3 protein-coding genes are annotated in these 11,466 nt (G+C 42.9%); 1 reads left to right on the top strand and 2 read right to left on the bottom strand.

Annotated elements, in window-relative coordinates; genetic code table 11:
- The first annotated feature begins 84 nt into the window (after nucleotides 1-84).
- Nucleotides 85-2,964 (top strand): insulinase family protein, encoded by a 2,880-nt coding sequence (locus HYU69_03190; protein ID MBI2269342.1) that lies wholly within the window; start codon nucleotides 85-87, stop codon nucleotides 2,962-2,964.
- Nucleotides 2,965-3,047: 83 nt separating this feature from the next.
- Here the strand turns inward: HYU69_03190 and HYU69_03185 are convergent, their stop codons facing one another.
- Nucleotides 3,048-3,500 (bottom strand): nucleoside deaminase, encoded by a 453-nt coding sequence (locus tag HYU69_03185; GenBank protein MBI2269341.1) that lies wholly within the window; start codon nucleotides 3,498-3,500, stop codon nucleotides 3,048-3,050.
- 211 nt (nucleotides 3,501-3,711) lie between these two features.
- Complete coding sequence (locus tag HYU69_03180) at nucleotides 3,712-10,674, bottom strand: gliding motility-associated C-terminal domain-containing protein (GenBank protein ID MBI2269340.1); 6,963 nt, start codon at nucleotides 10,672-10,674, stop codon at nucleotides 3,712-3,714.
- Nucleotides 10,675-11,466 lie beyond the last annotated feature (792 nt).

Below are 11,466 nucleotides of genomic sequence, written 5' to 3'. Positions count from 1 at the left end.
TTTGGCTCAATTTCAATTGATAGTAAAGTGAATTTTGATAGTTTTGTATCATTATATAGAACTATAACACTTAAATACATACACATGAAAAAGTCGCTTTTTATTTATTTTATGGCAATTGCAACTTCAATTGCTGCTCAAGCTGTTAAAGTAAAACAGATTGAAAAGGTCGTAAAAAAGGGAAATGAACTTGTGATCCCTTACCAGAAATTTTTGCTTGATAACGGTTTAACAATTATCGTACACGAAGATCATTCCGATCCGGTTTGTCATGTTGATGTAACTTATCATGTCGGTTCTAACCGCGAACAGGTGGGCCGTTCGGGGTTTGCTCACTTTTTTGAACATATGATGTTCCAGGGGTCGGATCATGTGGCTGATGATGAACATTTTAAGATAGTAAGCCAGGCTGGTGGTACAATGAATGGTACCACCAATTTTGACCGGACTAATTATTTTGAAACTCTTCCTTCCAACTATCTCGAGACAGCACTTTGGCTGGAAGCCGATCGCATGGGCTTTTTGCTGGATGCTGTAAGTCAAAAGAAATTTGAAATACAACGCGCCACCGTTAAAAATGAACGTGGCCAGAATTACGACAATCGCCCTTATGGACTTATCGGCGAAAAGACAGGTGAAGCTTTGTATCCCGTTGGACATCCATATTCCTGGACAACCATTGGCTATATTGAAGACCTTAACCGGGTTGATGTTAATGACCTGAAGAAATTTTTTATGCGTTGGTATGGCCCGAATAACGCGGTGCTTACAGTAGCCGGAGATGTTAATACAAGTGATGTGATTAAATTGGCTGAAAAATATTTTGGCCCTATACCCAAAGGGCCTGAAGTGAAGCCGATCCCTAAACAGCGAGCTGTACTTGATAAGGATCGTTATGTATCGTACGAAGATAAGATCCGTTTCCCCATGCTGTATATGGCTTTCCCTTCCGTAAATAATTATCACCCCGACGAAGCTCCGCTTGACGCTTTGTCTGCGGCCCTGTCTGATGGTAAAACATCTCCGTTCTATCAAACATTTGTTAAACCACAGCTTGCTCTGCAAGCCAATGTTAACAATCCTTGCAGTGAGGTTTCCGGACAGTTTACGATCAGCGTTATTGCTTATCCCGGTAAAACACTCGCACAGATGGATTCACTTGTACGTGTGACTCTTAATGATTTTGAAAAGCGTGGTATTACTGATGATGACCTTAAGCGTTTTAAAGCGCGGTTCGAGTCAAATGCGATCAAGTCCTTAAGCAGTGTAAGTGGAAAAGCATCTAAACTGGCTTCATATCAAACATTTGTCGGAGACGCCAACTATACACAAAAGGATCTCGATCGTTACATGAAAGTTACAAAGGAGGATGTGATGCGGGTATATAAGCAATACATTAAAGGAAAATCTGCAGTTGTTTTAAGTGTTTATCCTAAAGGTCAGCCGCAAATGAAGGCCAAACCTGATAATTACCAGATCCCGGCGCGTAATGTTGAAAATGTTAAAGAAAGTGACGAGTACAAAAATCTGACTTATAACAAAGCAAAAGATAATTTCGACAGAAGCAAACACCCAACACCCGGTCCTAATCCAGTTGTTAAGGTTCCTGATCTTTGGAAAGAGAAAATGCCCAATGGACTTAACCTCATAGGTACAAAAAGTGATGAAGTACCCAGTGTATCCATTCAGATTAATATTGAAGCAGGCCATCGTTTTGAAGACGAGAATAAGGCGGGTATTGCCATGCTTACTGCCAATCTCATGAACGAAGCCACTACCGCTCATACGGCCGAACAGATAAGTGATGAGCTTGACCGCCTGGGAAGTTCTATAGAAGTCAGTTCGAATGAAAACAGTATTACAATGACGATCAATTCACTTAAAAAGAATGTTGATGCCACCTTAAAACTTGCGGAAGAGATGCTCCTGCATTCTAAGTTTGACAAAGAGGATTTTGAGCGCTCAAAGAATGAACAACTTCAGCTTATCGCCGATCAGTCTACAAAACCAACCGTTATTGCCAATAATGTGTATAACAAATTGTTGTATGGCGAAAAGAGCATCATGGCTGTTCCTGTTTCCGGTATCACATTAACTGTAAACTCAATTACACTTGAGGATGTGAAGGATTATTACAATAAGAATATTTCACCCGTTATTTCACAGGCAATTGTTGTAGGCGATATCAGCAGGGAGGAAGCCCTTGCCAGGCTTGATTTTTTGAAAAACTGGAAGGAGATAAAAGTTGAGCGCGGTGTCCAGCCCTCAATACCTGCTATTGATAAAACAAGAATATATCTTGTAAACAAAGAAAAGGCCCCTCAGTCAGAGATACGTATCGGCTACCTGGCTCTGCCTTATGACGCTACCGGTGAATATTTCAAGGCGTATATAATGAATTACCCTTTGGGTATGGCGTTCAGCAGCCGTATCAATCTTAACCTCAGGGAAGACAAAGGCTGGACCTATGGAGCACGTTCAGGCTTTAACGGTTCAAAATATATTGGTCCTTTCACTGCCGCTGCAGGCGTTAAAGCGGATGCTACAGACAGTTCTGTGGTTGAATTCATGAAGGAGATAAAAGGGTACACACAAAGTGGTGTAACCAATGAAGAGCTTGAATTTACCAGAATGTCAATGGGTCAGAGTGATGCTTTACGGTATGAAACACCTATGCAAAGGGCTTTTTTCTTAAAGCGCATACTGGATTACGATCTGGATAAAAATTTTGTTGAAAAGCAGAACGAAATATTAAAGAATATGACCAAGCCTGATGTTGACGCCGTCGCTAAAAAATATTTGCCGTACGAAAAAATGCATATTGTGATTGTTGGTGATAAAGCGAAATTATATGACAGGATGGTGAAACTTGATTACGAAGTAGTTGAACTCGATAATGACGGAAAGCTTGTTAAAACTGAGCAAGCGCCGATCCTGGCTCCGGATAAGGAGTTGAAGAAATAAAAAAGACCGAAGTCAGAAGTCCGAAGTCCGACGATGTTTTTTTACTCTGGTCTTTGGGCTTCTGTCTTCCGACCTTTTCAAACCTATAATCTCTTCTTGAGGAAAAACTCTTTCAAAATACTCGAACACTCCTGTTCAAGCAACCCACTCACAACTTTTGTTTTGGGATGGAGCAGGGGAGTGCCGACTATTGAATAGCCCCGTTTAGGATCACTTGCACCGTATATAACTTTACCTAATTGAGTCCAGAATCCTGCCCCGGCGCACATTGCACAGGGTTCGAGGGTTACATACAGAATGCATTCATCCAGGTATTTTCCGCCTAGGTAACTTGCCGCCGATGTAAATGCCTGCATCTCGGCATGGGCGGTAACATCATTTAAACGTTGCGTATAATTATGGGCGCGTGCTATGATCTTGTTGTCACAAACAATTACTGCCCCAACAGGTACTTCATCCGCATCAAAGGCTTTACGGGCCTCTTTTAGGGCTTCATGCATAAAATGTTCGTCAGAGATATGTAAAGGGCCGTTCATAACAGATCAGGGTTTAATAATAAGCATTTAAGCGTAATCTGGAACACAGCTGCTCTTCTTTTTTAACGAATGGATGATATGACCGCCTGGCTTTATTACCTCTATAATGAAATTTGGGCAATTATATCCTGATGTATAAATTTACGCAATGGCCATAAATACAAAAGGGTACCACATTTAAGTGATACCCTTTGTGTGTTTTTAGGTTATATTATTTTACTATAGTCACGTTGCCTTTCAACCTAACCTCTGTATTTGTTTTGAGACAGGTGGCTCGTAAGTAGTACACATAAGTACCGGACTCCATTGGATTGCCTTTTCTTGTTCCATCCCAACCACTTGTCTGGTTGAAGGCTTCAAAGAGCAGGTTACCCCAACGATCGTAAATAGCCCAGTAGATATCTGTTAAGCCGTTACCTTCTACGAAGAGCTTGTCGTTCTTACCGTCATCGTTTGGCGAGAAGATGTTCGCGATGTAAACATCTGATTCATCATCACAAGCCTGTCTTACAGTTACAGTCATCATTGCTGTTGCTGTACAACCGTTGGCATCGATAGCAGTTACTGTATAGGTAGTCGTAACTGTTGGTGTTGCTACCGGGTTAGGACAGTTTGTGCAATTTAATCCTGCGCCAGGCGACCATGTATAAGTTACACCACCACTAACGGTGATCGAAACGAACTCACCCGCATTTATCGTTTGTTGAGCAGGGATGACAACCAGTATAGAACTTGATATTGTTCCAACAATTGCAGTTGAACTTGTTGTACAACCATTTGCATCAACAATAGCAACCGTATACGTTCCGGCCGACAGGTTAGATATTGAATCGGTAACACCGCCATTGCTCCAGCTGTAAGTGAACGCCGGTGTACCTCCTGCAACTACAACTTTAGTACTTCCATTATTGCTGCCGCAAAGCGCTGCATATCCGGATGCTGTGCTGGCTAAAGGTGCAGGGTTGCCCATCGTAACTGTTGAAACACTTGAGCAACCTTTAGAATCCGTCACAGTTGCAGTATAGGTAGAATCTGCAACAAGTGAGGAGATTGTAGTGGTAGTTGCACCTGTGCTCCAGCTATAAGTGTATGGTGGAGTGCCTGTTGCTGTTGTAGCAGATACCGTAGCTGTTCCGTTTGTACCTCCGTTACAAAGTGGAGCAGTACCCGTAGCAACCGCCACCGGACCGTTTGATGTGCCGATTGTTACTGTATTTGATTTACTGCAACCATTCGCATCTGTAACAGTAACTGTATAAGTACCTACAGATAATCCTGTTGCATTATCACCGGTTGTGCTATTATCCCAAACATAGGTCATAGCACCTGTACCACCAGAAGAGAATGCTGTAGCCGAACCATTGCTCTTGCCGCAAGCCGCATTCGAAGATGAAGTTGTCGGTGTAGCAAGTACTGTTGGCTCAGTAACAGTTACTGATGCCGGAAGTACACATCCGTTTGCATCTGTAATTGTTACATTATAAGTGCCGGCAGCTAAACCGCTGATAGTACTTGAAGTAGATGAAGTAACTGCAGGTGTTCCGCCATTCCAAACATATGTGTATGGAGTAGAACCTGTGCCGGTAGTTACCGTTACTGTAGCGGTACCATTTGATTGACCGAAACATAAGTTATCAGTTCCTGTAATAGAAGTCAGAACAGGGCCGCCTACGTTGTTTACTGTAGCTGATGCGCTTACAGTACAGCCATTATCATCAGTAATAACCACAACATAATTACCTGCAGATAAACCGCTGATCGTTTGACCAGGACCACCCGGAGTCCAAGCATATGTATAAGGAGCAGTACCACCCGTTACATTCGTAACAGTTGCGGTACCATTGCTTTGTCCGCAAGCCGCCTGAGTCGAGGAAACTGAAGGAACAAGTGCAGTCGGCTCAGTTATAGAAGCAGTACTTACAGAAGTACAACCGTTTGCATCAGTTACAGAAACCACATAAGTTCCTGCAGCTAAACCTGTAATTGTTGCACCTGTACCAGAAGGTACATTGCTCCATGCTATCGTTACAGTACCTGTAACATTAACAGTAGCAGTGCCGGTGTTAGCACCATTACAAGCCAGATCGCTTTTTGAAACACTGATTGGAACAGATGGAACCGCGCTAACCGCAACAACATCTGTTTTGCTGCAACCTGCTGCATCAGTAATTGTAACAGTATATGACGAACCTCCAGCTAAGCCAGTAATAGATTGGCTGGCACCACCTTGATTCCATGTATAAATATAACCACCTGCGCCACCATTTGTAGTGGTAACACTAGCAGTTCCATTATTCTGTCCGCATGTAGCGTCAGTTTTGGAAGTTGTATTGGTTATAGCAGTAGGTTCAGTGATACTTACTATAGAGTTGGCTGCACAGCCATTTACGTCAGTAATAACTACTGTGTATGAACCAGCCGGCAGGCCTGTAACAGTTTGTGTTGTGGCATTATTGCTCCATAAATACGTCGAAACAGTTGCACCGGAAAGAACTGAAGTAACACTTCCATCGGCACCTCCATTACATTTTACATCATTCACCAAAGAGGCTGTTGCAGTTCCTGCGCCGATATTTCCAACTATAGCAGTTGTACTTGAAGTACAGCTATTGCCGTCAGTTACCACAACAACATATGTTCCCGCCGCAAGTCCCGTGGCAACAGCAGTTGTTTGGTTGAATGCTGCCGTATTCCATGAATAGGTAAATGTTCCGGTTCCGCCACTTGTAACCGAAACTGTAGCAGTACCATTAGAGGTATTACAAATTGCATCTGTTGCAGATGAACCCAAAACGATCGGAGCAGGCTCGGTAACTGTAACCGTGCTAACAGCGGCGCAACCACCTGCATCCGTTACTGTTACGTTATAAATACCCGCGCTTAATCCACCAAAAGTTGTAGCGGCAGCACCACTTGGGCCACCATTACTCCACGCATAAGTTAAAGGAGCAGTACCACCGGTAGCAACAACAGTAGCGGTGCCATTGCTGGCTCCGTTACATAACAATGGAGTGGTTGTTAAGCTGGAGATAGTAGGAGAAGGGTTATTGCTTATGGCAACAACATCTGTTTTGGAACAACCGCTACCATCTGTGATGGTAACAGTATATGCACCTACACTAAGCCCTGTAGCAATATCTGTTGTTTGACTGCCTGCGTCAGACCATACAACAGTATGCGATCCGGTACCTCCCCCATATACAACAGTTGAAGATCCATTATTGTTTCCGCATGTTGCGTCAACTTTTGTGGTAGAAGAAGTTATAGCTGTAGGTTCAGTGATAGTAGCCGTGCTTGTACTTGTACAGCCATTGAAATCAGTCACAGTTACAGTATAGGTATCAGCAGAAAGATTAGTAGCTGTAGTTGAAGTACCCCCGGAGCCACTCCATAAATAAGTAAACGGAGGAGTACCACCATTAGATGGATTACTTACATCAAGAACTCCGTTATTTTGTCCATTACAGGTAATATTAGAAATCAGAGTAGCGACAGCCACCGGGCCGTTCAGGTTATTTACAGTAGCCGAAGCGCTTGAAGTACAACCATTCGCGTCAGTAGCGGTAACCGAGTAAATTCCGGCACTTAATCCTGTCGCAGATGCTGTTGTTTGTCCTGAAGCACTTCCACTCCATGCATAAGTGAATGGAGTAGTTCCGCCGGCGGGCGCAACTGTCACGCTTCCATTGGCACTTCCGCAGGTAGTTGCAGTGGTATTTATTGTTCCTGTAATTGCAGCTGGTTCAGTAATTGTAACATTGCTAACAGTGGTGCAACCACCGGCATCCGTTACACTTACATTATAAGTACCTGCAGTTAAGCCGGTTGCAGTGGTAACACCTGATGTACCATTACTCCATACATAAGTTAATGTGCCATTACCACCACTTGCAACAACCGTTGCAGTACCATTATTATCACCATTACATTTTAATGCAAGAGCAGTTAAGCTGGTAATAACAGGAGCAGGGCTGTTACTAACATTGGCCTGATCAACTTTTGTACAACCGTTTGCATCCGTAGTGGTTACTGTATACACACCGGGTTGTAATCCGGAAATTGTTTGTGTTGTTCCTCCCGGAGGCGTACTCCATGTGAAAGTATAAGAACCTGTACCGCCACCATTGTTAACCGTAGCGGTCCCTGTAAATGTACCGCATGGAGCTGAAGTTGTAGATGTAGCGGATGTAATTGCTGTTGGTTCTGTAATAGTAACAGAACTTATCATTTGACAACCATTATTGTCGGTTACAGTTACTATGTAAGTACCTGCTGTAAGACCATTAATGGTTTGAGTTGTCGGGCCGCTATTCCATGTATATGAAGAAGCAGTACTTCCGGATACACTTGCCGTCGCACTTCCGTTATTTCCTGCATTGCAGGAAATGGTAGAAGCGGTAACACTTGCAGTTCCAGGAGCAATATCATTTACAATAGCTGTTGTAGTAAACGTGCAACTATTACCATCTGTTATTGTAACAACATAAGAACCGGAAGCCAATCCTGTAGCCGTTGTAGTTGTTTGATTATTGGCACTAGCATCCCATGTGTATGTCAGAGTGCCTGTACCACCGCCACCTGTAACAGTTGCCGAACCATTAGAACTTCCGCATGTAGCATCTGTTGATGTGGTTGATCCGAATATAGCTGTAGGTTCAGTAATAGAACCGGAAGATACAGTTTGACATCCGTTGGCATCCGTAATGGTTACAGTATACGAGCCTAATGTAAGGCCGGTTGCTGTTTGTGCTGTTGAGCTGGATGTCCAAGCGTAAGTGAACGGGCTGGTTCCGCCACTCATGTTTGCTGTAAGCGCACCGGTGGTTCCACCGAAGCACAATACATTAGATTGTACTGCCACCGAAGCTGCTCCGGCTCCGTTTGTGCCTATAACAGTTGCAGTTGTTACAACAGTACATCCGTTAAAATCAGTAACGGTAACCGAATATGTACCTGCCGTTAATCCGCTGGCAGTTGTAGTGGTTTGTGAATTAGCATTCCATAAGTAAGCATAAGGTGATGTCCCACCTCCGCTGGTAACAGTTGCAGTTCCGGTAGCAGCCGTACAAATTGCAGTTGTTGCTGTTGTAGAAGCTGTTACAACAGTAGGTTCGGTTACAGAAGCTGTGGCTGTGGAGGTACAACCATTTAAGTCAGTTACTGTTACAGAATAAGTACCTGCAGTAAGACCGGTCGCTGTTTGTCCTGTACCGCCAATTGGTGCCCATGCATAAGTGAATCCGGGAGTTCCGCCTGTCATGCTTGTTGAGGCAGTACCATCAGTTCCACCATTACATTTAACACTTGTCGGAGCAATACTTGCAACTCCGGGGCTTTGTGTACTTATAGTAGCAGAAGTTGTTGTTGTACAGCCATTAGCATCACTTACAGTTGCTGTATATGATCCCGCCAATAGGCCGGTAGCCGGCGAGGTTTGTCCGGAGGCAGCACCACTCCATGTATATGTATATGCTCCGGTGCCGCCTGTTGGTGAAACACTAACGCTTCCATCAGGTTTACCGCAGTTTGAATTAACAAAGGAAGAAGTAGCCGCAACGGCTGTTGGTTGCGTAATTACAACTGTACTCACTGCCAAACACCCATTCGCGTCAGTTACTGTAACTACGTATGTGCCGGCAGAAAGACCTGAAGTAGTTGTAGTATTATTTGTTGGTGCGTTGCTCCATGCATAGGTTAATGTGCCGGTTCCTCCATTCGCAGTCGTAACCGCAGTACCGTTGGTGCCGTTATTACATAAAGGAGGGGTGCCGGTTAAAGTATTGATAGAAGGAGCAGGATTATTACTAATTGTAATTATATCAGATTTAGTACAAGAATTAGCGTCTGTTACAGTAACAGTATAGGAACCTGCAGACACTCCGGAAATTGTTGTGCCGGATGTACCAGGAGGACTCCATGCATAAGTATATGTACCGGCACCACCTGTAGCATTAACGGTAGCACTACCCGTAACAGCTCCGCATGCCGGTTTAATTTCCGTAGTCGTCACTGTTATAGCAGTAGGTTCCGTTATAGTAACTGTAGAGATATTCGAACATCCTTTGCTATCAGTTACAGTTACCTGGTAACTGCCTGTGCCAAGACCTGTGGCAGTTGCCGCGGTTTGGGTATTATTCCATGCATATGTATAGGGAGCAGTGCCGCCACTTGGATTAGCCAAACCGCTACCAGTTGTCCCTCCGTTGCAAGCTACATTAGTAGGAGTAGTGGTTAAAGCAAGAGACGAATTCACCACTACAGTATATGAAGCGGTTGAAGTCGGACATCCGGCATTAGTTGCAGTAACAGTGTAAGTAGTTGAACCTGTTGGAGCAACTGAGATTGTTGAGCCTGTTCCGCCTGTGCTCCAACTATATGAAGTTCCACCGCTAGCAGTAAGGACAACGCTGCCTCCCGCACAAATTGATGAGCCAGTAATAGTTGGTGAAGGCGTGGGGCCAATATTATAAACAAGAACAGAGTCGCAACCAGCCTTATCTGTTACAGTAACAGAATATGTGCCTGTACACAAGCCGTTCCTTGTATCGCCGGTAACTGCGCTGCCACTCCATGCATAAGTATAGGGGGCATTTCCTGCACTTGCATTTACTTTAATAACACCAGTACAACCGCTTACACATGTAGTAGTAGAGGCATCTGTTGCAACCTGCAGTACATTAAGAGTGCCTGCAGTGATGGTTTGAACTGTAGACGCAGTAGCACCTGTATTATCGGTAACGGTTACAGTATATGTACCAGGGCAAAGATTGATCGCAGCATCGGTAATCGCGGTTGGGGGATTGCAAGAACCTGTTGCAGTTTGGTTAGTTGCACCGGGAGGGCCTGTAAGGCAAAGAGTGATTTGCTTATAAGCGGTACCGCCTGTTCCACCTGAGCTGTTCCAGGCATATGTGTATGGTGCAGTTCCACCGGTAATCTTAAGATCAATTGCGCCATCACAACTGGTAGCGCAAACGGCGTTTGTACTTGTTGGAGTAATTACAACCTGAGCAGAAAGCTTCGTTGTAAGTTGACACAAAATCATAGCAACTATGATCGGAATGACGGCGACAAATGTTTTGGTATTCGTTGCAAACACATGCGCAGTTTGAGATAGGGAGAGGGCCCCCGCAATTGATTTCCCCGTTGTTTGTGTAGAAGTCATATTACTCATAGGTATAATTTTTAGAATGTAACTTGCCTTTGAAAATTCAATCGCACTAATATAATAAATTAAATATCTCTTTTACAAATTTTAACTCAATATTAATTTTAACTCAATATTATTTTTCTAACCTTATTTCAAATATTTTATCACATACTGAATAGTTCAGTGCTAAGTACCTGATTTATAGCGAATTTTTTTTTAAATAAAGCAATTTAGGCCAATTTTAAGTTAATTTAGATGATTTTAAGGTAAGTTCAGCTTGTTTTTAAGCTATTATTTCGTAATTATTTATAAAAGAATAAGTTACAACATTTATTTTATAAACCAAGACATTTCTCTCAAAAAAAGTTTAAAATATGCTTAAAAAACAGGAATTTATGTTAAAACTAGGAATAATGAGGCTTTCTTTAAAAAAAGATATATTCGGCATTCATGCTGCTAATTAATGCATAGATACCCAACTTATTTAAAATAAGGTTTCAGTCCCGATTTTACATGAGCTGATTTCATACTCATGAAATAGCCATATACCTTTTGGCATAACCAACCGAAATGAATATGGCGTATTCCATCTGACAAATGGTAACTTAAAAAATTATATACAGATGAAACGGGAAAATTTGAGGAAGCTACTCGTGTTACATATGAAAATATGGTGTGTGCCATGAAACAATAGACCTGTAAGTTTATTGTATGTTGTATAAAAGATGATAGTAGGTCTATCACAGTCGCTGTGTAAGCAGAGGCTGTAAACCGCCTCTCGGTGCTGGTTTAGTAATAAATTGGTATTGAACGGAA

It is taken from the genome of Bacteroidota bacterium, assembly GCA_016183775.1.
GTDB lineage: Bacteria > Bacteroidota > Bacteroidia > JABDFU01 > JABDFU01 > JABDFU01.
The sequence above is the reverse complement of the archived record's forward strand: the minus strand, read 5'-3'. Positions and strand labels throughout refer to the sequence as shown.

Bases quoted from the DNA above. Each gene is read 5' to 3' on its own strand.
- HYU69_03190 (MBI2269342.1), top strand. From the start codon at position 85: ATGAAAAAGTCGCTTTTTATTTATTTTATGGCAATTGCAACTTCAATT.
- HYU69_03185 (MBI2269341.1), bottom strand. From the start codon at position 3,500: ATGAACGGCCCTTTACATATCTCTGACGAACATTTTATGCATGAAGCC.
- HYU69_03180 (MBI2269340.1), bottom strand. From the start codon at position 10,674: ATGAGTAATATGACTTCTACACAAACAACGGGGAAATCAATTGCGGGG.